The organism is Dokdonella sp. (genome assembly GCF_019634775.1).
In the GTDB taxonomy this organism is placed as follows: domain Bacteria; phylum Pseudomonadota; class Gammaproteobacteria; order Xanthomonadales; family Rhodanobacteraceae; genus Dokdonella.
The window spans coordinates 1,849,725-1,872,601 of record NZ_JAHCAS010000001.1; the positions used below are offsets into that span (position 1 = coordinate 1,849,725).

At 66.1% G+C, this 22,877-nt stretch carries 20 protein-coding genes and 2 tRNA genes; 18 read left to right on the forward strand and 4 right to left on the reverse strand.

What is annotated here, in order from left to right; genetic code table 11:
- Nucleotides 1–66 precede the first annotated feature (66 nt).
- Nucleotides 67–1,290, reverse strand: a complete 1,224-nt coding sequence (locus KF907_RS07905) for an Lnb N-terminal periplasmic domain-containing protein (RefSeq protein ID WP_291219548.1) — start codon at nt 1,288–1,290, stop codon at nt 67–69.
- On the reverse strand, nt 1,290–2,144 hold the full coding sequence (locus KF907_RS07910) for an HlyC/CorC family transporter (RefSeq protein WP_472843832.1): 855 nt from the start codon (nt 2,142–2,144) through the stop codon (nt 1,290–1,292). Before KF907_RS07910 ends, KF907_RS07905 begins: the two co-directional genes overlap by 1 nt.
- Nucleotides 2,145–2,366: 222 nt before the next feature.
- Here KF907_RS07910 and rplU point away from each other — a divergent pair, with 222 nt between their 5' ends.
- From rplU to cgtA, 3 genes are all read left to right on the forward strand, one after another.
- The gene (rplU, locus tag KF907_RS07915; protein WP_291219551.1) at nt 2,367–2,690 is read left to right on the forward strand and encodes a 50S ribosomal protein L21; all 324 of its coding nucleotides are present in this window, start codon (nt 2,367–2,369) and stop codon (nt 2,688–2,690) included.
- Between the two features lie 21 nt (nt 2,691–2,711).
- Nucleotides 2,712–2,975, forward strand: a complete 264-nt coding sequence (gene rpmA, locus KF907_RS07920) for a 50S ribosomal protein L27 (RefSeq protein ID WP_291219552.1) — start codon at nt 2,712–2,714, stop codon at nt 2,973–2,975.
- A gap of 189 nt (nt 2,976–3,164) precedes the next feature.
- Complete coding sequence (cgtA, locus tag KF907_RS07925; protein WP_291219553.1) at nt 3,165–4,217, forward strand: Obg family GTPase CgtA; 1,053 nt, start codon at nt 3,165–3,167, stop codon at nt 4,215–4,217.
- A gap of 79 nt (nt 4,218–4,296) precedes the next feature.
- On the opposite strand, the gene rpsT is transcribed toward cgtA, so the two are convergent.
- On the reverse strand, nt 4,297–4,560 hold the full coding sequence (rpsT, locus tag KF907_RS07930; protein ID WP_291219554.1) for a 30S ribosomal protein S20: 264 nt from the start codon (nt 4,558–4,560) through the stop codon (nt 4,297–4,299).
- A gap of 86 nt (nt 4,561–4,646) precedes the next feature.
- Between rpsT and murJ the strand changes: the two genes are divergently transcribed.
- From murJ to KF907_RS08005, 15 genes are all read left to right on the forward strand, one after another.
- The gene (murJ, locus tag KF907_RS07935; RefSeq protein WP_291219555.1) at nt 4,647–6,254 is read left to right on the forward strand and encodes a murein biosynthesis integral membrane protein MurJ; all 1,608 of its coding nucleotides are present in this window, start codon (nt 4,647–4,649) and stop codon (nt 6,252–6,254) included.
- A 234-nt stretch (nt 6,255–6,488) separates the two neighbouring features.
- Entirely contained in the window at nt 6,489–7,448 is a 960-nt protein-coding gene (locus KF907_RS07940; RefSeq protein ID WP_291219557.1) for a bifunctional riboflavin kinase/FAD synthetase, read from the forward strand.
- Between the two features lie 47 nt (nt 7,449–7,495).
- Nucleotides 7,496–10,351 (forward strand): isoleucine--tRNA ligase, encoded by a 2,856-nt coding sequence (gene ileS / locus KF907_RS07945; RefSeq protein ID WP_472843859.1) that lies wholly within the window; start codon nt 7,496–7,498, stop codon nt 10,349–10,351.
- Between the two features lie 459 nt (nt 10,352–10,810).
- Nucleotides 10,811–11,461 (forward strand): REP-associated tyrosine transposase, encoded by a 651-nt coding sequence (locus KF907_RS07950; protein ID WP_291219560.1) that lies wholly within the window; start codon nt 10,811–10,813, stop codon nt 11,459–11,461.
- 338 nt (nt 11,462–11,799) lie between these two features.
- The gene (gene lspA / locus KF907_RS07955; protein ID WP_291219562.1) at nt 11,800–12,297 is read left to right on the forward strand and encodes a signal peptidase II; all 498 of its coding nucleotides are present in this window, start codon (nt 11,800–11,802) and stop codon (nt 12,295–12,297) included.
- A gap of 8 nt (nt 12,298–12,305) precedes the next feature.
- The gene (ispH, locus tag KF907_RS07960; protein ID WP_291219564.1) at nt 12,306–13,253 is read left to right on the forward strand and encodes a 4-hydroxy-3-methylbut-2-enyl diphosphate reductase; all 948 of its coding nucleotides are present in this window, start codon (nt 12,306–12,308) and stop codon (nt 13,251–13,253) included.
- 132 nt (nt 13,254–13,385) lie between these two features.
- On the forward strand, nt 13,386–13,844 hold the full coding sequence (locus KF907_RS07965; protein ID WP_291219565.1) for a hypothetical protein: 459 nt from the start codon (nt 13,386–13,388) through the stop codon (nt 13,842–13,844).
- 140 nt (nt 13,845–13,984) lie between these two features.
- Entirely contained in the window at nt 13,985–14,539 is a 555-nt protein-coding gene (locus KF907_RS07970; RefSeq protein ID WP_291219566.1) for a GspH/FimT family pseudopilin, read from the forward strand.
- 11 nt (nt 14,540–14,550) lie between these two features.
- A complete protein-coding gene (gene pilV, locus KF907_RS07975) occupies nt 14,551–15,060 on the forward strand; it encodes a type IV pilus modification protein PilV (protein ID WP_291219567.1) in 510 nt (169 codons plus the stop codon).
- Between the two features lie 12 nt (nt 15,061–15,072).
- Complete coding sequence (locus tag KF907_RS07980; RefSeq protein ID WP_291219568.1) at nt 15,073–16,392, forward strand: PilW family protein; 1,320 nt, start codon at nt 15,073–15,075, stop codon at nt 16,390–16,392.
- Nucleotides 16,393–16,406: 14 nt separating this feature from the next.
- Nucleotides 16,407–17,075: a pilus assembly PilX family protein gene (locus tag KF907_RS07985; protein WP_291219570.1), complete on the forward strand. Its 669-nt coding sequence runs from the start codon at nt 16,407–16,409 to the stop codon at nt 17,073–17,075.
- A gap of 27 nt (nt 17,076–17,102) precedes the next feature.
- Nucleotides 17,103–21,008, forward strand: coding sequence for a pilus assembly protein (locus KF907_RS07990; RefSeq protein WP_291219572.1), 3,906 nt, complete (start codon nt 17,103–17,105; stop codon nt 21,006–21,008).
- A gap of 73 nt (nt 21,009–21,081) precedes the next feature.
- Entirely contained in the window at nt 21,082–21,486 is a 405-nt protein-coding gene (locus tag KF907_RS07995; protein ID WP_291219574.1) for a type IV pilin protein, read from the forward strand.
- A gap of 172 nt (nt 21,487–21,658) precedes the next feature.
- Nucleotides 21,659–21,734, forward strand: a tRNA-Thr gene (locus tag KF907_RS08000).
- A gap of 16 nt (nt 21,735–21,750) precedes the next feature.
- Nucleotides 21,751–21,825, forward strand: a tRNA-Val gene (locus KF907_RS08005).
- Nucleotides 21,826–21,930: 105 nt separating this feature from the next.
- Here the strand turns inward: KF907_RS08005 and KF907_RS08010 are convergent.
- Nucleotides 21,931–22,800 carry a prepilin peptidase gene (locus KF907_RS08010; protein ID WP_291219576.1) on the reverse strand — a complete coding sequence of 290 codons (870 nt, stop codon included), beginning with the start codon at nt 22,798–22,800 and terminating at the stop codon, nt 21,931–21,933.
- Between the last annotated feature and the right edge of the window lie 77 nt (nt 22,801–22,877).

Sequence of the window (22,877 nt, forward strand, 5' to 3'; positions counted from 1 at the left end):
GGCGATCGCGCGTTGCGATGAACGAAGAGCATCGCCCTCCTGCGTCGAATGAAGCGTGTGGCCTCTTCAGGTGCGATGCGCCCTGCCGCGCGCGTTGTGCACGACGATCCACGCCAGGGCGGCATGCACCGGCAGCAGCAACAGGATCCATGGCAGGTTCGCCTGCGGGAACCACGGCAGGATCTTGACGAACAGGGCGAGGCCGGCGAGCACGGCGATGAGCACGGCGATCACGCGGACGGGTTTCAGGCAATCCCAGGCGTCATGCCGCGCGCGCCACCAGGCTGGCAGCAGCAGCAGGCACAATGGATTGAGCACCAGCAGGTTTTCGTTGGCCCAGGCCGGGCGATGCTCGGTGCCGAGCCAGAGCAACATCAGGATGATGCCGGCAACCGCACAGACCAGCGCGATCGCGCTGGCTGTCACGGCGAAAGCATGGCGGGCGACAACGCTGCGCCGGTGCGAGGCCAGGGCCAGCAGCCATGCCGCCAGCGCGAGGCCGGCGATGAAGAACGGCCAGCGCAGGTCCGGGGGCAGCGCCGGGGGCGCCGGCAGCCGTCCGAACGAGATCACGCGTTCGGCGGCGACGAGCGGGACGGAGGTGCCGTCCGGTCCCGGCACGTTCACCTCGCGCAGGTGGCCCATCAACTGCATCGGGACGAAGCTGTCTTCCCAGAATGACAGGCGCTGGTCGGCGTATGGGCCAAGGCCGGCGTCGAGCACGGCCATCAGCCACGGCTGCGGACTCATCAGCGCATCGGTCAGCATGCGGTAGGTGTAGCCGCGCGAGGGTGCTGTGAGCTGCGCCTTGAGCGCGCCACCGAGTGCCGCGTCGAGTGCGTCGCGCACGCGCGTCGAGCAGTTGGAAGTGAAGTACTCGTAGCGGTAGCGGGCGTTCTCCGGCTCGGCATTCCACTGCAGGAAACGCGCCAGGTTCAGTGCCTGCGTGTCGTTGAGGCGCAGGCGTTGCTCGACGACGGAACGGCCCTGTGCGCTGTACCAGTCGATGTCGTCATCGGCATCCATGGCGAAGGCCTGGTAGGTCATGCGGCCACGGGCGAAGTTGACCAGGAAATCATCTTCCTCGAAGTCGAAGGTGCCGTAGTTGTAGCTCGTCGCCAGGCCGCTCGAGCGATCGCGCACGACGAGCGCGTTGTGGCCGAAGCGTTCCCAGTAGACCTCACCGGGGCCGATGGTGAGCAGGCTGATCTCGAGTCCGCGCGTCGCCGCCTCCTGGGCCGGTGCAGCCCCGCAGGCGAGCAGCAGCCACACGCCGAACAACAAGCGCATCACGCCTCGTGGATCCGCACGGCGAACTGCTGCACGCGGCGTGCATCACCCTTGGTCACGCGGAACAGGAAGCCGCCGAGTGCGGTTTCCTCGCCCGGTTGCGGCACGTGGCCGAAGGCCGAGGTCAGCATCGCGCCGACGGTGTCGTGTTCGTCGCCGGGGAAGCGCGATTCGAAGCGGTCGTTGAAATCGGAGATCGGCGTGATCGCGGCGACCAGGAAGCGACCGTCCGGCTGCGGCTGGATCAGGTTCGGCGTTTCCTCGTCGTCGTGCTCGTCGTCGATGTCGCCGACGATCTGTTCAAGCACGTCCTCGATGGTCACCAGTCCGCCTACGCCGCCGTATTCGTCAACCACGATCGCCATGTGGTGATGCGAGAGGCGGAACTCCTTGAGCAGGATGTTCAGGCGCTTGGATTCCGGAATCAGCGCGACCGGACGCAGCAGCGGGCGGAAATCGCGCTTGCCCGAACCACTGAAACAACGCAGCAGGTCCTTGGCGAGCAGGATGCCGACGATCTCGTCGCGGTCGGCACCATGCACCGGGAAGCGCGAGTGCCCCGACTCGATGACCGTGTCCAGCACTTCCTCGAACGAAGCCGTGACCGGCAGCGAGACCATCTGCGCGCGTGGCACCATGATGTCGCCGACGGTGAGGTCGCTGACCTCGATGGCGCCCTCGATCATCGACAGTGTGTCGTTGGAGAGCAGGCCGTTGGCCTGGGCATCGCGCAGCTCTTCGAGGAGTTCCTCGCGGCTGCTGACTTCTCCGGAGAGGGCATGGGTGAGCCGGCCGAACCAGGATCGCTGGGGCTGGCTACTGGGAGGGTCCTCGCTCATCGATCGCCGGGACATGCCCCAAGGGGCGGGACCGCGAAGTGTAGCAAAACGATGTGAAGGTGCCGGGTGGGCGTGGATCGCCCCCGCAGAAGCCCCTGCAGCGGCGATCGGCCACCCCGCCAGTGTTTGACCACAACCCCCTCCACGGCTATCATCCGCGGTTCTTTTCGCCCCCGGGCCCGGCCCCGGAGCGCGATCAGAGGCAGATTCCAGAATAACTACAGAGGCATTGCCACCATGTACGCAGTCGTACTCATTTCCGGCAAGCAGTACCGGGTCGCCCAGGGTGAAACCCTGCGCGTCGAAAAACTCGCAGGCGAGGTCGACAGTTCCGTCGATTTCGACCAGGTCCTCCTCGTCGGCTCCGGCGAAGGCATCAGCATCGGCGCCCCGACGGTCGCCGGCGCCAAGGTCGCGGCGAAGATCAAGTCGCATGGCCGCGGCGAGAAGGTCCGCATCATCAAGTTCCGCCGCCGCAAGCACCACATGAAGTCGCAGGGGCACCGGCAGCATTACACCGAGATCGAGATCACCGGCATCACCGGTGGCTCGGGCAAGTAAAACGGGTCGAGGAGTCAAGTCATGGCACATAAAAAGGCAGGTGGTTCGACCCGCAACGGTCGCGACTCGAACCCGAAGTACCTCGGCGTGAAGGTGTACGGCGGCCAGGCGGTCAATGCCGGCAACATCATCGTCCGCCAGCGCGGCACGCGCTTCCATCCGGGCCAGGGCGTCGGCCTCGGCCGCGACCACACGATCTTCGCGATCGTCGACGGCGTGGTCGAGTTCAAGACCAAGGGCGCCGAAGGTCGCCGTACGGTCAACGTGATCCCGGCCGCGAACTGACCGCGGACGGCCACCGCGTGGACAGAGCCCCGCCTTGTGCGGGGCTTTTCATTGGTGGTGCCGGGATTCGGGATTCGGGATCGGGGATTCGGAAGATCAAGAGCTTCCGGCGACTCCCGAGCCCCGAAACCCCGCTTCGCCTGTACGCTTTACCCGAATCCCCAATCCCGAATCCCCAATCCCGCCCCCATGCAATTCGTCGATGAAGCCACCATCCATGTTCACGCTGGCAACGGCGGCAACGGCTGCGTGAGTTTCCGGCGCGAAAAATTCATCCCGTTCGGTGGCCCCGATGGCGGTGACGGCGCAGCCGGTGGCAGCGTCTGGCTGGTCGCCGACGAAGGCCTCAACACGCTGGTGGACTTCCGCCACCAACGCAGCTTCCGCGCCGAACGTGGCGGCAACGGCATGGGCCGGCAGATGGCCGGCAAGAGCGGTGCCGACACGGTCGTGCGCGTCCCGGTCGGCACCGTGGTCATGAACGTCGAGACCGATGAGCTGATCGGCGACCTCGTCGAGCACGGTCAGCGCCTGCTGGTCGCCCAGGGCGGGCGTGGCGGGCAGGGCAACATCCACTTCAAGAGTTCGACCAATCGCGCACCGCGCAAGGCCACGCCGGGAACGCCCGGTGAGGAGCGCGAGCTGCGCCTCGAACTCAAGGTACTGGCCGACGTCGGCATGCTCGGCTTCCCGAACGCCGGCAAGTCGACCTTTATCCGCGCCGTTTCGGCGGCCACGCCGAAGGTCGCCGACTACCCGTTCACGACCCTGCAGCCGCATCTTGGCGTGGTGCGCATCGAAACCGACAAGAGTTTCGTGATCGCCGACATCCCCGGGCTGATCGAGGGCGCCGCGGAAGGTGCCGGCCTCGGCATCCAGTTCCTCAAGCACGTTTCGCGCACGCGCCTGCTGCTGCACATGGTCGACATCGCCCCGCTCGACGGCGAGACCGATCCGGTCGAACAGGTGCGCACGATCGAGCGCGAACTCGCGCGCTTCGATCCGGCCCTGCTCGAACGCGAACGCTGGCTGGTCTTCAACAAGGCCGACCTGGTGCCGGAGGAGGAGCGCACCAAGCTGGCCAAGGCGCTGGTACGCAAGCTCAAGTGGAAGCGGCCGTGGTATCTGGTTTCGGCGCTGGCCCGCGAGAACACCTGGCCGATCTGCCTCGACATCCAGCGCTTCTTCGACGAGCAGAAACGCGCCGCCGCCGAGCGTGCGGCCGAGGCGCAGGCGCGCTGACGTGGCCGTGCGTGCGTTTCACGCGGGCACAAAAAAGCCGGCTTGCGCCGGCTTTTTCGCAGCGGCACCGCAGGCGGGATCAGGCCAGCGCGCGGATGCTCGCGGTCAGGCGGCTCTTGTGGCGGGCCGCCTTGTTCTTGTGGATCAGGCCACGCGCGGCGTAGCGGTCGACGATCGGCTCGGCAGCGCGCAGCGCGGCCTCGGCGGCGGACTTGTCCTTCGCGTCGATGGCCTTGACCACCTTCTTGATCGCCGTGCGCACCATCGAGCGGGCGCTGGCATTGCGCTGGCGCGCCTTCTCGGACTGACGGGCACGCTTCTTCGCAGACTTGATGTTGGCCAAGGGATGACTCCGGAATGCGGGTGGGGTGGAAAAAGGCGGGGGATTATGCCGATGCGGCGCCGCGCGGTCAATCCGGGAGCCGGGCCATGACCCGCCGCAGCCTGCTGCGCTCGATGCTGACCTTCAGCGGCGGCACCTTCGTCTCGCGCGTGCTCGGCCTGGTCCGCGAGGTCGTCATCGCCGCCGTGTTCGGCGCGAACGCGGCGACCGATGCCTTCCTGGTCGCCTTCCGCATTCCCAACTTCATGCGCCGGCTGTTCGCGGAGGGCTCGTTCTCGATGGCCTTCGTGCCGGTATTGAGCGAGTACCGGCAGACCCGCAGCCACGCGGAACTGCGCGAGCTGTTCTCGCGCACGGCCGGCACGCTCGGAGCGATCCTGCTCGTCGTCACCGCGCTCGGCGTGGTCTTCGCCGAGGTGCTGGTCGGCGGTTTCGCGCCGGGCACCCTGGACGAGCCCGAACGCTTCGGCCTGACCACCGACCTGCTGCGTCTGACCTTCCCGTTCCTGCTGTTCGTTTCGCTGACCGCATTGGCCGCCGCCGGCCTCAACAGCTTCGACCGCTTCGGCATCGCCGCGCTGACGCCGGTGATCCTCAACCTGTGCATGATCGCCGCCGCGCTGTTCCTCGCGCCGAAGCTCGACGTGCCGATCATGGCGCTGGGCTGGGCCGTGCTCGCCGCCGGCATCCTGCAACTGGCCGTGCAGTTGCCGGCGCTGCACCGCCTCGGCCTGCTGGTCTGGCCGCGTTGGGGCTGGCGCGACAGCGGCGTGCGCCGCGTGCTCAAGCTGATGGTGCCGACCCTGTTCGGTTCCTCGGTTGCCCAGGTCAACCTGCTGCTCGACACCCTGATCGCCTCGTTCCTGATCGTCGGTTCACAAAGCTGGCTCGGTTACACCGATCGCCTGCTCGAGTTTCCGCTCGGCCTGTTCGGCGTGGCGCTCGGCACCGTCATCCTGCCATCGCTGTCGCGCCGCCATGTCGCCGCCGATCCAGCGGGGTTCTCGAAGGCGCTCGACTGGGGCCTGCGCACGACCCTGCTGATCGGCCTGCCGGCCATGCTCGGCCTGGTCCTGCTGGCTGAACCGATCCTCGCCACGCTGTTCCAGCGCGGGCGCTTCACCGCGCACGACGTCGAGATGGCGGCGATGTCGCTGGCAGCGTTGTCGTTCGGGCTGCCGGCCTTCACCCTGGTCAAGACGCTGGCGCCGGCGTTCTATTCACGCCAGGACACGAAGACGCCGGTGCGCGCCGGCATCATCGCGATGGTGGCCAGCATGCTGCTCAATTTCGTGTTCGTCGGAGTGCTGTTCTGGCTGTGGCATCGCCCCGAGCATCTCGCCATGGGCTGGACCGAGGCGCTGGCCGACATCCCCGGCCTGCATGTGGGGCTTTCCCTGTCCAGTGCCTGCGCGAGCTATCTGAACGTGGCCCTGCTGTGGCGCGCGCTGCGCCGCGACGGTGTCTACACCGCGCAGCCCGGCTGGACACGCCACCTGCTGCGCCTCGCCGTCGCCTGTGTGGCCATGGCCGTCGTGCTGCTGGGCGGCCTGCAGTTCTGGAGTGAATGGACGAGCTGGAGCGAAACCACCCGCATCTGGCGCCTCACCGCCTTGGTCGGAGCCGGTACCGCCACCTTCGCCGGCGTGCTCGTTGCCGGCGGGTTCCGGTTGCGCGACCTCCGAGGACCATAGGTCACGACGGGTTGCATGTTCTGCGCAGGAAACGGCGCAGGAAACGGCGCAGGAAACGGCGCAGGAAACGGTGTAGGAAACGGTGTAGGAAACGGCTTTAGCCGTGATGCCCTGGCCGTACAACCCCGCAAAGCAAAGGCATCACGGCCAAAACCGTCTCCCACACGAAATCGAACGGCCGCTCCCGGCGATCGGGCGCCGCGTGGTGGTGGCCCGAGCCGCTATACTTCCGCGATGTTCCGGCTTTTCCGCGATCGTGAGGGTGCTTCGCTGGCACCCCAAGGCAGTGTTGCCTGCATCGGCGCGTTCGATGGCGTCCATTTGGGCCATCGCGCGCTGCTCGCGCGCGTGCGCGAACGTGCCGACGCGCTCGGCCTCGCCGCGCTCGCGGTCAGCTTCGAACCGATCCCGCGCGAGTACTTCGCCGGTGGCGAACCGGTGCCGCGCATCGACGACGCGCGCGGCAAGATCGCCAACCTCGCCGCCACCGGCATCGACCGCCTGCTCCTGCTGCGCTTCGACGCCGCGCTGACCGCGATGGACGCCGACGCCTTCATCACCCGCGTCCTCGTCGCACGCTGCGCGGTGCGCGAGGTCTGGGTCGGAGCGGATTTCCGTTTCGGTCGCGGGCGCGGTGGCGACGTCGCCCTGTTGCAGTCGCGTGGCGCGACACTCGGTTTTGCCACGCGCGTGTTCGAGGATTTCCGCATCGGCGGCGAGCGCGTGCGCAGCAGCACCATCCGCACGCGCCTGGCGGGCGGCGATTTCGATGGCGCCGCGAACCTGCTTGGGCGACGCTTCATGATCGGCGGTCATGTCGTGCACGGCCTCGCCCTAGGCCGCAAGCTCGGCTATCCGACCGCGAACATCCCGCTCGGTCGGCGCAGCTCGCCGGTGTTCGGCATCTTCGCGGTACGCGTGCACGGTGTCGGCCATGCACCGATGCCGGGCGTGGCCAGCCTCGGCATCCGCCCGACCATCGACGGCACCGAGCCACTGCTCGAAGCCCATCTGTTCGACTTCGACGGCGATCTGTATGGCCGCCGTCTGGACGTCGAGTTCGTCGCCAAGCTGCGCGACGAACTGAAGTTCAACGATCTCGACGCGATGGTGCGTCAGATCGACGAGGACGCGCGCCAGGCGCGCCACCTGCTCGGCCTGTCCGAGGCCGCCACCGCCGGAGCCCCCGCGTGAGCAAGGACTACAAGACCACGATCAATCTGCCGAATACCGGCTTCGCGATGAAGGCCGACCTGCCCGGGCGCGAGCCCGGCATGCTCGCCGACTGGTACGCGAAAGACCGCTACGCGCAGATCCAGCAGCGCACCGCCGCGCGCGAACGCGCCTTCATCCTGCACGACGGCCCGCCGTACGCGAATGGTGCGATCCATATCGGCCATGCGGTCAACAAGGTGCTCAAGGACATCGTGGTCAAGTCCAAGCTCATGGCCGGCCTGCGTGCGCCTTATGTGCCCGGCTGGGATTGCCACGGCCTGCCGATCGAGATCGCCATCGAGAAGGAGTTCGGCAAGGTCGGACAGAAGATCGATGCGACGACGTTCCGGCAGAAGTGCCGCGAGTACGCGGCACAGCAGATCGACTTGCAGCGCGCCGACTTCAAGCGCCTCGGCGTGCTCGGCGACTGGGACCGGCCGTACCGCACGATGGACGCGAAGTTCGAGGCCGACATGCTGCGCGCGCTGGCGAAGATCCACGCCAACGGCCACATCACCCGCGGCTTCAAGCCGGTGCACTGGTGCTTCGACTGCGGTTCGGCGCTGGCCGAAGCCGAGATCGAGTACGCCGACAAGGTGTCGCCGGCGATCGACGTCGCCTACGACGCGATCGATGCGAAGGCACTCGCTGCGAAGTTCGGCGTGACGATCGACGACGACACCATCGTTGCCGTGCCGATCTGGACGACCACGCCGTGGACGCTGCCGGCGAGCCTGGCGGTGTCGCTCGGGCCGGAACTCGAATACGTGTTGGTCGAAGGCCCGGCGCGTGCCGGCCAGCGCGTGCTGCTCGTGCTCGCCGAGGCGCTCGCGGCAAAGGCATTGGCGCGCTACGGCGTTGAAGGTGTGACCGTGTTTGGGCGCACGACCGGATCGGCGCTTGCATCGCTTCCCCTGCCGACTGGGGAAGGGGTCGAAGGCGCGGGCGTGCAGGCTGGCCTGAAGCACCCCTTCTACAGCCGCGAAATCCCCCTGCTCGTCGGCGACCACGTCACCGCCGAGGACGGTACCGGTGCCGTGCATACCGCGCCGGGGCATGGCGTGGAGGACTTCAGCGTCGGTCGCCAGTATGGCCTTGTCGACCGCTACAGCCCGGCCGAACTGAACCCGGTTGGCGGCAATGGCGTCTACATCGCCGGCACGCCGATCTTCGAGGGCCAGTTCATCTGGAAGGCGAATGACGCGGTGATCGATCTCATCCGTGGCAACGGCCACTTGCTCGCACTGGCGAAGCTCGAGCACAGCTATCCGCATTGCTGGCGGCACAAGACGCCGGTCGCATTCCGCGCCACGCCGCAATGGTTCATCGCCATGGACAAGGAGGGCCTGCGTACCAGCGCGCTCGAATCGATCAAGGCGGTGCGCTGGATTCCTGGCTGGGGAGAGGAGCGCATCACCGGCATGATCGCCGGCCGGCCGGACTGGTGCATCTCGCGCCAGCGCACCTGGGGCGTGCCGATCGCGATGTTCGTCGACAAGGCCACACAGCTGCCGCATCCGCGCAGCGTCGAGTTGTTCGAGCAGATCGCGCAGCGCGTCGAGCAGGGCGGCATCGATGCGTGGGCCACGCTCGACCCCGCCGAGTTGCTCGGCGACGAGGCCGCGCGGTATGAGAAGGTCAGCGACGTGCTCGACGTCTGGTTCGACTCCGGCGTCACGCACTACTGCGTGCTCGACCAGCACGCCGAACTGGCGCGCAAGCCCGGTGACCGCGTCATGTATCTCGAAGGCTCGGACCAGCACCGTGGTTGGTTCCACTCCTCGCTGCTGACCGCATCGGCCATGCACGGCCACGCGCCGTACGACGAGGTACTCACGCACGGCTTCACCGTCGACCAGCACGGCCGCAAGATGTCGAAGTCGCTCGGCAACGTCGTTGCACCCCAGAAGGTCGTCGATTCGCTCGGTGCCGATGTGCTGCGCCTGTGGGTCGCCTCGACTGACTACCGCAACGAGATCGCCGTTTCCGACGAGATCCTCAAGCGCGTCGCCGACGCCTACCGGCGCATGCGCAATACCGCCCGCTTCCTGCTCGGCAACCTCGACGGATTCGATCCGGCGACGCAGCTGCTGGCGGTCGAGGAATGCCTGCTGCTCGACCAGTGGGCCGTGCAGCAGGCGTACGATGCACAGGCCGCGATCATCGCCGCCTACGACCGTTACGACTATCCGGAAATCGTCCAGCGCGTGCAGAACTTCTGCACCAACGAGATGGGCTCGCTCTACCTCGACATCACCAAGGACCGCCTGTACACGATGCCGGCCGGCAGCCACGGCCGGCGCAGCGCGCAGAGCGCGATGTATCGCATCCTCGAAGCGATGGTGCGCTGGCTCGCCCCGCTCACCACGTTCACCGCTGAGGAGATCTGGCAGCACCTGCCCGGTGCGCGCGACGAATCGGTGCTGTTCGAGACCTGGTACGACGGCCTCGCCGCCACGCAGGCCTCGGCCGATGCGCGCGGCCGCTGGAACGACCTGCTCGGCGTGCGCGCGGCGGTGTCGAAGGTGCTCGAAGGCATGCGTGGCGCCGGCGCGATCGGCGCCTCGCTGCAGGCCGAGGTAACCCTCTACGCCGATGCCGACACCCGCGCGCGTCTCGACAAGTTCGACGATGAGCTGCGCTTCTTCTTCATCACCTCGACCCTGACCTGGCGCGACCTGGCCGAACGTCCGGCCGACGCCGTGCGCGCCGACCTTGAAGGCCGTGAACTGTGGATCAACGCCTGCTCCAGCGACGCCGGCAAATGCGTGCGCTGCTGGCACCACCGCAGCGACGTCGGCACCCACCCGGACGATCCAGAGCTGTGCGGCCGCTGCGTCGAGAACGTCAACGGCAACGGCGAGGTGCGGCGGTGGTTTTGACCGTCGCGATCGTCGCGGGAAACGGCCGATATATATGAGGCGCCGCAGGAAACGCCTTCAGGCGTGATGCCTTTTCTTTGCGGGGTTGTACAGCCAGGGCATCACGGCCTGTAGGAAACGCCTTCAGGCGTGATGCCTTTTCTTTGCGGGGTTGTACAGCCAGGGCATCACGGCCTGTAGGAAACGCCTTCAGGCGTGATGCCTTTTCTTTGCGGGGTTGTACAGCAAGAGCATCACGGCTGAAGCCGTTTCCTACGGGGGTTGTACGGCCAGGGCATCACGGCCTGTAGGAAACGCCTTCAGGCGTGATGCCTTTTCTTTGCGGGGTTGTACAGCCAGAGCATCACGGCCTGTAGGAAACGCCTTCAGGTGTGATGCCTTTTCTTTGCGGGGTTGTACAGCCAGAGCATCACGGCCTGTAGGAAACGCCTTCAGGCGTGATGCTCTTTCTTTGCGGGGTTGTACGGCCAGAGCATCACGGCTGAAGCCGTTTCCTACAAGCCGTTTCCTACGGGGGATTCCCACGGCGTAACGCCTTTCCGCGTCGAATGGCGGATTTCCTACACGCCGTCGGGACAATCTTCCGTTTTCGACATCGACGTACACGCCCATTCTTTGCGCATGGTCGACGTGCGCTATCCACCCCGCGGAAAATCCGCCCTGCGAATCGGGCGTACCAGCGAACCCGGGCGCGTTTACCTTGTCACCTTCGTGACGATGGCGCGCAGGCAGACTTTCCTCGACTGGAACGCGGCGTGCACGGCCTCCCTGGCCTTGCAATCGAAGCACGTATGGCGAGGCTCGAGCCTTCTCTGCTGGGTTTTGATGCCCGATCACTGGCACGGGATGATCGAGTTGGGTGACATGGACAGCTTGTCCAGCCTTGTCGGTCGCGTGAAAGGCACGCTTGCCCATGCCGTGAATGCGGCGATGGGGTCGCGCGGTTCGGTATGGGATGTGGGATTCCATGATCGCGCCCTGCGTTCCGAGGATGATGCCTTGGCGGTTGCGCGATACATCGTGTTGAACCCGGTGCGGGCAGGATTGGTGCCGCGGGTCGGCCTGTATCCGTTCTGGGATGCCGTGTGGGTCGACCAAGGGGCCGCATGATCATTGAGAGTTGCTGTAGGAAACGCCTTCAGGCGTGATGCTCTTTCTTTGAGGGTTGTACAGCAAGAGCATCACGGCCTGTAGGAAACGCCTTCAGGCGTGATGCTTTTTCTTTGAGGGTTGTACAGCAAGAGCATCACGGCCTGTAGGAAACGCCTTCAGGCGTGATGCTTTTTCTTTGCGGGGTTGTACAGCAAGAGCATCACGGCTGAAGCCGTTTCCTACAAGCCGTTTCCTACAAGCCGTTTCCTACAAGCCGTTTCCTACAAGCCGTTTCCTACAAGCCGTTTCCTGCCGCGGCATGTACCATTCGTTCCCTCGTCGCCCTGAACATCCCCATGCTCCCACGCCCCACCGCGCTGTCCTGGCTCTGGCTCTCGCTCGCTGTCCTTGTCGTCGATCAGGTCAGCAAACACATCGTGCTGGCCCACATGCGGCTGCACGAATCGATTCCGGTCATCGAAGGCCTGTTCGCGTGGACGCTGGCCTACAACGAAGGTGCGGCTTTCAGCTTCCTCGCCGATGCGGGGGGCTGGCAGCGCTGGTTCTTCTCCGGGCTGGCCGTCGTCGTCAGCACCATGCTTGTGCTGTGGCTGGCGCGCACGCCGCGGGGCGACTGGAAGACCGCGCTGCCGCTTTCGCTGGTGATCGGCGGGGCGGTCGGCAACGTGATCGACCGCGTGCGTTTCGGCCATGTCGTCGATTTCATCGACGTGCACTGGAACGGCTCGCATTTCCCCGCCTTCAATGTCGCCGATTCGGCGATCAGCGTCGGTGCAGTGGCGATGATCGTGCTCGGCCTGTTCGGTGGGAAACCCGCCGGCACTGGGCGATAATTGCGCGCATGCAAATCTTTCTCGCCAATCCGCGCGGTTTCTGCGCCGGCGTCGACCGCGCCATCGAGATCGTCGAGCGCGCCATCGACATGCTCGGCGCACCGATCTACGTGCGCCACGAGGTCGTGCACAACCGCTTCGTCGTCGATTCGCTGCGCCAGCGCGGCGCGGTGTTCGTCGACGAATTGGACGAGGTACCCGACGGCGCCACCGTCATCTTCAGCGCGCATGGAGTTTCGCAACAGGTGCGCGCCGAAGCGAAAGCGCGCGGATTGTCAGTGTTCGACGCCACCTGCCCACTGGTGACCAAGGTGCACATCGAGGTTGCACGCCACGGCAAGGCCGGGCGCGACGTCATCCTCATCGGTCATGCCGGCCACCCGGAAGTCGAGGGCACGATGGGGCAGTGGAGCCCGGCCAATGCCGGCGACATCCTGCTCGTCGAAACGCCGGAATGCGTCGCCACCTTGACGCCGCGCCATCCCGCGCACATAGCCTACGTCAGCCAGACCACGCTCTCGGTCGATGACACGAAAGCCGTCATCGAGGCCCTGCGCGCGCGGTTTCCGAAGATCCTCGGGCCGCGTCACGACGACATCTGCTACGCCACGCAGAACCGCCAGGACGCGGTGCGCGCGCTCGGCCAGACGTGCGACGTCGTCCTCGTGGTCGGCTCGCCGAACAGCTCCAACTCCAACCGTCTGTGCGAACTGGCCGGCAAGCAGGGTGTACCGGCCTATCTGATCGACGGTGCCGACGACGTCCGCCGCGAATGGGTCGAAGGCCACCAGCGTATCGGGCTGACCGCCGGCGCCTCGGCCCCGGAGAGCCTCGTCCAGGACGTCATCGCCCGCCTGCGCGTCTGGGGCGCCACCCACGTGCGCGAAGTCGACGGCAAGCTGGAGGACGTCACCTTCGCCCTGCCGAAAGAGCTGCGCATCAGGGTCGTGGCCTGAGTGCGGTGATGGCTGCGGCGGTTGCCGTGGCCACTCGTCTGGAAATCCGTACCTCGCGCGCGCGACGTCCTTGTCAGGTCCCGCAGGCTGCACTAGCGTGCCTCCTCACAGAACCGTTTGGAGTGGGGAACCATGCTTCCTGGATCGTTCAAGGCAGTCGTGCCGGTGCTCTTTCTCTGCGCGCTGGGTTCGTCGACGGCATCCGCCCAGGGTGCGTTCGCAGGCAGCTGGCGGGTGGTCGATTCCGTCCGTCCCGACTGGATCGAGCCGACCTCGCCCGAGCCGGTTGCCCCACTCAAGCAGGGCGACATGGTCACGTTCAAGGCCGATGCAGTGATCGCGGACAGTTACCTCGGTTGCCGAGATGCGACCTACGAGGTGCTGACGGTCGCGCCGGAGGGGCTGTTCCAGGGCGGAGTGGTCGATGGCGCCCAGCTTGCGTCGGCGCGTGATCGCTTCGGCCTGTCTGCGGCCACGACCACGCTCCGGGTCGATTGCGATCAGGGTGTCTTCGACTACCACCAGGGCGGCAAGGGGCTGGTGATCCAGTTCGACAACATGGTTTACGTGCTGGAGCGGGCAGGGCGCTGAGGGTCCGGCGAAATCCGCCGCGACCAGGGCGCGGTGCGCCGCCGATCCGGGAAATCCTGCCGCGCGCAGTCCAGGACCTTGCCGGCGTGTCTGGTGGCTCGGTAGCGTTGGGTGCAGGGCAGGCCCTTTTGGGGAAAAACATGTCGCTATTGCTTCCTGTGCGTCGTCCATTCCGTCGTGCCCGGCCGCGGGGATTCACCCTGCTCGAGCTGCTCATCACGATCGCGGTGGTCGCCATCTTGGCCGGTCTGGCATTGCCCAGCTTCCGCGAGTTCCGCATTCGCATGAATGTTTCCGACGCCACCAACGGACTGGTCCATGCGCTGAGCCTGGCCCGCACCGAAGCCGTCAAGCGCGGTCGCCCGATGTCGGTGGAGCCGGTCGTGGCGGGCTGGAGTTCGGGCTGGGTGGTGCGCTGCTATGCCTGCGCCGGCAACCCGCCCACGAGCGACGAACAGGTTTCCGAGTTCAACAAGGACCCCCAGTACGCGGTCACGTCGTCAGCCGCGACCGTCGAGTTCAACGCGGCCGGTGCACTCGTCGGTGGCGTGAATGTCTCCTTCAGGATCTGCCGGCCGACCGATGCGCCCGACCCTGCCGAGAACCGCATCGTCGAGGTGCAGGGTGGCGGCATCGTCAGCAGTCGCCGGCACGGCGGCAGCGACCCGACCACAGCCCCACCGGCGTGCCCGTGAGGACCCCACACATGCCCAAGATGCGCGGCCAACATGGCTTCAGCCTGCTCGAAGTGCTCATCGCGCTTCTCATCTTTTCGCTGGGCCTGCTCGGCATGGCCGCCCTCATGGTGGTGTCGGTCAAGGCCAACCAGAGCGCCTACGTACGCACGCAGGCATCGTTCATCGCCGAGGCGATGGCCAATCGCATGCGCGGCAATCTAGCCAACATCCCCAGCTACAACGACACCTATACGCCCGGTGCCGGATCGGATCCCTGCACCGGCGGCGTGCCATGCTCGACCTCGGATATCGTCGCGCGCGACCAATGGCTGTTCCAGCAACAGATGCAGGAGTTCCTGCCGAACTCGTCGGCGACGATTGACTGCGACGGTGTACTGCTCGGCAGCGGAGCGCAGGCGGCGTCGTCGCCCTTCGACGGGTTGTGCACGATCTCGCTGTCCTGGAGTGAAGCGGCGCTCGAGCGCAGCGCAGGCGGCAATCCCGATACCCAGACGTTCGCCTGGGTCTTTCAGCCCTGACGGAAGGCTTCCATGACTATCTCCAGAATGCGACATGCCAGCGGAGCCGTCCGGCGAACGGTTGGTTTCACCCTGATCGAGCTGATGGTCGCGGTGACACTCGGCCTGCTGCTCACGCTGGGCATCCTGCAGTTGTTCGACGGCACCAGTCGCACGAACAAGCTGCAGAACGGTTTGGCGCGCCTGCAGGAGAACGGCCGCTATGCAGTCACCCGCATCGAGGCCGACTTGCGCATGCTGGGCGGTCAGCGCTGCAGCAATTTCGCCGGCAATGCGATCACCGATGGCGCGGGAGGCAACAGCATCTGGTCGGCGCGTGCGCCGATTTCGTACGTGACCTCGCTGAGCGTCCCGGACATGGTGGCGCCCCTCACCGGCGCGACGCCGTACCGGGTCGACCCGAGCGTGTTCGTGCGCGGCTACGAATGTGGAGGGGGCGGCTGCTCGAACATCCCCGCGCTCGGCAGTTATGCGGCCGAGGGTCTGGCAGCAGGTCGCAGGGTCCCCAACTCCGATGTCCTGACCATCCGCTACCAGGCCGGCACCGGATGGCCGGTGAGGGTCGGCGGTTGCAGCGCTGCCGGTGACTTCATCGCCGACGGTGACGTGATCAACCTGGTCAATCAGACGGGCAATGATCCCGCCCCGGCGACCACGCCCTCGGCCATTCTCGTTTCCAGTTGCGCCGGTTCGGCAATCCTGCCGGTCAGCGCCATGACCGGGGCCGCACCGAGCCAGCCGTCGGCGTTCACGATCGGCCCGGCCGGTTCGCTGTTCGCCAATGCCGCACCGTCCGGCTTGTGCCAGGGCAATGCGACTACCGACGTGCGCGCGTTCAGCATGGACGATTTCGTCACCGTGTCGTACTTCCTCGTGTACCGCCAGAACAGCGACCCCGATGCCGGAGTGCGCAGCCTCGTGCCCACCCTCGTGCGTCGGGTCAACGGTGGCCCGGCCCAGGATCTGGTTCAGGGTGTCGATCAGCTTGATTTCGTCTTTGGCGCACTCACGGCCGATGGATCGCTGCGCTTCCTGACCGCCAACCAGGTCGATGCCGAGCCCGGATCAAACTGCACGCCGCCGGGCGACGGCGTCGCGAACGGCCCGGGTTGCCTGTGGCGCGACATCCGTACCGTCGAGGCGCACCTGCTGGTCAATTCGGGCGATCAGGTGTTCGGCCTCGACGACATCAGCCGCTCGTTCCGCTACCAGGGCACCACGACGGCCGTGGCAGCGGACGGCAGCACCCTGCTGCCATCCGGCCAGGTCGCCGGCAGCATGCTGCGTCGCGAGTTCATCGCGCAGACGATGATTCGCAACCGCAATCCGTGAGCCAGGAGCATCCGATGACTCTCTGCAATGCCAAGAGCCTCCCCCGGCGACAGGTTGGCGCGGTTCTCTTCGTCGCGCTGGTCTTCCTCATCCTGCTGACCCTGCTCGCCCTGACCGCCACCGGTACGTCGATCCTGCAGGAAAAGATGACCGGCAACCTGCGCAACCGGCAGCTGGGCCTGATGGGAGCGGAAAGCGGCGCCCGAGGTGGCGAGCAATATCTGTGGCAGTTGAGCTTCGACCACACAACCGGTCAGCCGCTGCCGCCGTGCGCAGGCAACAGTGCTTCGGCATGTGTGTATCGGCCCCTGCCGGAGGGTGGACTCGATGCTTCGATCCAGACCTTTCGAACCTCGAAGAACTGGGTGACGGCTCCGCCCAATCAGCCCGGCTACACGAAGGTCATCAGTGGCAATATCGAGGCATCGCAGACGGCCGGCATCGCCGCACAGCCGGTGTTCGCAATCGAGAACCTCGGGCCGGATGTGCCGCTCGGCAGTGGCAAGCAGGACGGAATCTACGATCCCGAAACGACCACGCTGGCCGGCAAGCACGAGTTCTACCGCATCACATCACGCAGCCAGGGTGGCAGCAGCGCGGTCCAGCGCATCGTGGAAAGCGTGTACTCGGCCATCGACCTGACCAATACCGGGACCAATCCTGGCTCGGCTTCCGGGCCGTGACGACAGGCATCGACAGGAATCTCCATCATGACTAGCACTCACAACCTTGCCGGTTCGCTTCGCCTCACCGCACTCGTGGCGACGATTTGCGCGTCTGCCGGGCTCGGGATGATTCCATCTCCGGCCCAGGCCGCCGCCGATGGAACGGTCAACCTGCTCGCCACGCCGCCCGAACTGACTTCGAGCGTATCGCCGAACCTCATCCTCACGTTCGATGACTCGGGTTCGATGGGGCGCAATTTCATGCCCGACCAACGACCCTACGGCGGTGGCGGCTGGGGTGCGACCGATCAGCAGAACACCAGCAGCAGCCAATCGTTCGCTAGCGGGGCCGGACCCTTTCTCTGTGCCGGGCTCATCGACCCACGCGTCACCGATCCTGCGGATCCGCGTTCCTGGGCGATGAACGGCGTCTACTACAACCCGAACGCAACCTATCGCCCGCCGCTCCTCGCCGATGGCATCACCGAGATGCCGAATGCGCCCTTCTCGGCGGCCTGGGACAACGGCATCCATCCGAACCGGCCGGATTCCCCGACCACGAGCACGACGCGCAATCTGGGCACCGACGCCCGTTTCTGCGGGAACACAGCAGGGTACTACCGGCTGCGGACAGGCGTTGCCCTGCCAATCGACGCGGCCACCGGCACGTTCACTCCCGCTGGGCGCAGCGCGCTCTTTACCGCCGCCAACTGGGAGTGGGTGCCGCTGCCGGCCGCCGAGCAGCAAAACTTCGCCAACTGGTATTCGTACTATCACACGCGTCATCTTGCGGCGAAGACGGCGGTATCGCGTGCCTATGCGCCGTTCGATGAAAACATCCGCGTGGCCTGGCAGAACATCAACCAGAACCAGATCGTTGCCGCCACGAGCTTCTTCAAGTTCCGCGATGTCCCGGCCAGCCCGGCGGTCGGCCAGCGCACGGTACGCACCCGGTTCTACAACTGGCTGTTCGCGTCGCCCGTGTCGGGGGGTACGCCGAATCAGCCGGCCACCGTGCGCGCCGGCAACCTGTTCACGCGCAATACCGGCAGTGTCGACAGCAATCCCTACTGGGACCGCGACCTCAATCGCGAGTTGAGCTGCCGGCAGAACTTCCACATCAACATGAGCGATGGATTCTGGAACAACTCGACGGCATCCACCACGCTCACCGACAGCTCAGCCGGCACCTTGCCGGATGGCCGCCAGTTCTCGCTCAGCGACCCGGAAAGCTCGATCGTCTGGAACCAGCAAAATGCCGGCCAGCGCACGATGGCCGATATCGCCTACCACTACTGGGCGACCAACTTGCGCCCGGATTTCATGGGGAATCCCGCAACGCGCCTCAAGGTGCCGGCCTTCATCCCCGACCGGTCGACGAACCTGTTCGGCAATCCGCTGGCCAGTGGCCAGGACCCGCGCGACAACAAGGAGATCTACTGGAACCCGGCCAATGATCCGGCGACCTGGCCGCACCTCGTCCAGTTCATGATCGGCTTCGGCATCTCGGGAACGATTCCGCGCAGTGACGCCAACTACGAGCAGCTGCGGCGCGGAAACATCCTCTGGCCCGCGCTGCAGGGCAGCTCGCCGTACAGCGATACGTCCGAGAAGGTGGATGACATCTGGCATGCGTCGGTGAACAGCCGCGGCAAGTTCTTCGCCGCCAGCAATCCCGAGGAACTGATCAGCGCGCTCAGCGAGATCATCGCCAGCATCATCGCGCGTCGCGGCGCATCCACCGCGATGTCGGTGTCGCTGCCGCTCATCACCGATGGCACGACCGGCTACTCCGCCGGCTACGACACGACCGACTGGTCGGGTTTCGTCACCCGCAACACCCTTGATCCGGTCACCGTCGAGGCCATCGGCGTCGAATGGGATGCCGGATGCAAGCTCACCGGTGGCCCGTGCCCGAGCATGCCCAACACGACAAATCCGGTCCGCGATCCGAACTCCCGCAACATCATCACATCGCGGGGTGACCCCGGAACCGGCATGCCGTTCCGCTGGGCCAACCTTGCGCCCGCGCAGCGGGAAATGCTCAACATCGAACCATCGAGCATCCGCCTCGACCTGGCCGCATCGCCGCGCTCGAGCTGCGGTGGCGCCAGCAGGCATTGGGAATGCGATGCCTATGGCGAATCGCGCCTCAACTACATCCGTGGCGACCGCACCCACGAGACCACCGCGACACCGCAGTTCCGTGCGCGCAGCTCCGTGCTTGGCGCGGTGATCAAGGCGCAACCCGAGTACGTCTCCTCGCCAACCAGCGGCTATCGCGACATCTATCCGCTCGGCTCGCCCGAGCGCACGGCCGCCATCTCCGGCAATTCCTATGCGGTGTACCAGAACGCCCAGCGCAGCCGCACGCCCACGCTCTATGTCGGCTCCAACGACGGCATGCTGCACGCATTCAATGCGCAGACCGGTGTCGAGACCTGGGCTTATGTCCCCAACATGGTGATCGAGAATACCCGTCTGGTGAAATCGACCCAGGTCGAGGTCGGCCTCACCCCCGGCGTCGATGCCGCGCCCGGTGAGATCGACGTGTTCTTCGGTGGCCAGTGGCGGACGCTGTTGCTCGGCTCGATGCGCCTTGGTGCGCGCGGCATCTACGCCCTCGATGTCACCAACCCGGTTGTCACCGAGGCCGCACCCACGGCACCGCTCTGGGAGTTCACCAGCGGTCCGCGCAACCAAGGCCCGGACAGCGGGGCGCCGTGCGCGGCAGGCGCGCGCTACTGCCGTTCGCTCGGCTATACCTATGATTCAGTCAATGTCGCGCGCCTGAACTACGGCGTCGGCGGCAATCACTGGTTCGCCATCGTCTCCAGCGGCTATTTCCCCACGGATACGCTCGACCCCAGCAGCAACGAAATCGCTGCCGGGCGGACCTCGTTGCTGGTCATCAACCTGGAGACTGGCGAGCTCGTGCGCGAGATCCAGACCAGCGAGGCACCGCAGGCGCTGCCGTCCGGATTCAAGACCTTCGGCCTGTCGACCGCCGTGGTGTATGACTCCCAGTCGGACCAGATCGGTGATTTCGCAGTCGCCGGCGACCTCGCCGGCAACCTCTGGCGTTTCGACCTGACGTCCAGCAATCCCGCTGACTGGTCGGTGGACCTCATGTTCGCCAACTACGGCAGTGGCGGTGCCGCCGCGGTCGGTGACCAGCCGTTCTCGTTCATGCCGACCGGCCTGCGCGACCCGCAAACCCTGCGTCCGATCTTCGTCATCGGCACGGGCAAGTACCTCGGCCTGCCGGATCGTACCAGCCTCGTTCCGCAACAGGCCTTCTACGGCATTCGTGACATGGGCAGCAACAGCCCGTGGTATCCGATCCGGGTCAATCAGCTCGTCACCCAGCACATGACGCAGACCAGCGACGCCCGCGAGATCACCGGCTGGTCGCCGCCCGCGTCGGTCCCGCCGGCCCCCGCGCCGGTCATGACGCTTGGTGATACCGACGCCGGTGGCAACCCCATCCTCACCCAGGTGCGCGCGCTTGGCTGGCGCCTGCCGATCAACATCGGCGGCAGCAGCGTGGCGCCCGGCACGCCGGAGCCGGGTGAGCGCGCGCAGCGTCGCGTGGCGCCGCTGTTCTCGGCCAATCTGGCCCTGGCGTACACCTTGATCCCGAAGGGCGAGGATCCCTGCGATCCCGGCGCGCGCTATGCGCTGATGGTGCTCGATGCCGCGACCGGTGGAGCCCGCGTGCGCACCAACCAACCGTCGGGTGCGGTGCAGGGCATCGGCATGATCGGCGGCGTGGTCGGCCTCACCACGCCACCTGGCAATCCGGTCACGCGTCCTGGCGGTGGTGGGCTCGCCATTCCCGGGTTGCCGCCGAGTCTTGCCGACGAGGTCAAGGATGCGCTCGAAGCGGCGCTGGCCGACGACGTCTGGCATCGCAACGCCTGGCGCGAACTGCTTGATCTGTTGCTCTGAAGAGCCGGGGTTACTGCATGGATCGGCGCGGCCAGCGCCGGTCCATCGCGACATTCACATCGGGGGCGTTTCAATGAACAGGAATCGTGGCTTCACCTTGCTTGAACTGATGATCGTGGTGGCGATCATCGCCGTACTCGCCGCCCTCGCCTACCCGAGTTATACGCGCTATGTCGAGCGCACGCGCCGTGCCGACGGGCGCGAGTTGCTCATGCGCATCTCGGCGGCACAGGAACGCTTCTTCACCAACCGCAACCGCTATGCAGCGACCTTCACCGACCTCAGTGTCAGCGACACGAGCGAAAAGGGTTACTACCGGGTGACCATCGGTGGGCTCGGAACCAACAACCAGACCTATACGCTCACGGCGACGCCACAGGCGCCGCAGAACAACGATTCGTGTGGGGCGCTGACGATCAACAACACCGGCTTCAAGGCGGCGCCCAGCGACACGGGCAGCAATGGCGCATGCTGGTAACGCCAGCCTGCCCCGCGCGGGCCGATGCGGGCATTGGGTGACCCCAGCGGACACCCATTCCCGCCGTGTCCCTCGCCGGGGCGGGGCCTGAATCCCCGGATTCAGCCGCGCCTGCCAGCCGTGCAGGCTTGTCGCTGCCATGGCGAGTTCCTATAATCCGCGGCCCTGCGTTGCCGGAATAGCTCAGTTGGTAGAGCGCGTCATTCGTAATGATGAGGTCGTAGGTTCGATTCCTATTTCCGGCACCACTTCTTTCGCATCCGTGGGCGGTTAGCTCAGCGGTAGAGCACTGCCTTCACACGGCAGGTGTCGCAGGTTCGATCCCTGCACCGCCCACCATCCCCTCTCGCTCCCCCGCAGGAGCCCATTCAGGGGCGATGCTTCGAGGCTCCGTGGAAAGCATCGCCCGTGAACGGGCTCCCACGGAAATCCCTCGCGCCGTGCTCACCCCGCGTAGAACCACCCGCGATACCACGCGCCGAGCACGTCGCCGAACACGAACCATGCCCAGCCGGCCGCGGCGATGAAAGGGCCGAAGGGGATCGGAGTTTCACGGCCCTTCTTGTTCACCGCCAGGATCGCGCCGCCGATGATCGCGCCGATCAACGACGACAGCAGGATGATCGGCAGCAGCGCCATCGCGCCCATCCACGCACCAAGCGCGCCGAGCAGCTTGAAGTCGCCGTAACCCATGCCTTCCTTGCCGGTCAGCAGCTTGAACGCCCAGAACACCAGCCACAGGCTGGCCCAGCCGATCGCCGCACCGAGGATCGCGGTCGGCGCATCGACGAACAGCGGCACCAGCGAGACCAGCAGGCCCAGCCAGAGCAGCGGCAGGGTGAGCTGGTCCGGCAACAGTTGTGTGCGCGCATCGATCCCGGCTGCGGCGATCAGGATCCAGGTGAACGCGAGCGCCGCCAGCAGCGGCCAGCCGAAGCCGAACTTCCACGCCAGCACCATGCACGCCGCCGCGCTCAGCGCCTCGACCAGCGGGTACTGCCATGAAATGGCCTCCTTGCAATAACGGCAGCGCCCACGCAGGGCCAGCCAGCTCAACAGCGGGATGTTGTCCAGCGGCGACAAGGCATGCCCGCAATGGACGCAATGCGAACCCTTGAACACGAGGTCGGGCGGCGCCTGGTCATCGGCCGGCGCGTCCTGGGCAAGAAACTCGCGCGCCTGCGTGCGCCACTCGTGCTCGAGCCGCCGCGGCAGGCGCAGGATCACCACATTGAGGAAGCTGCCGACCAACAGGCCGAGCACACCGACCACCGGGATCAGCATCACCGGCTCGTGCAACCACGAAAAATCCATCGACCTGCCCCTGCTGCGGATGCACGGCATTGTGCATGTCGCAGGGCAGGGCGCAAAGATGGATGAAAGGTGGACCC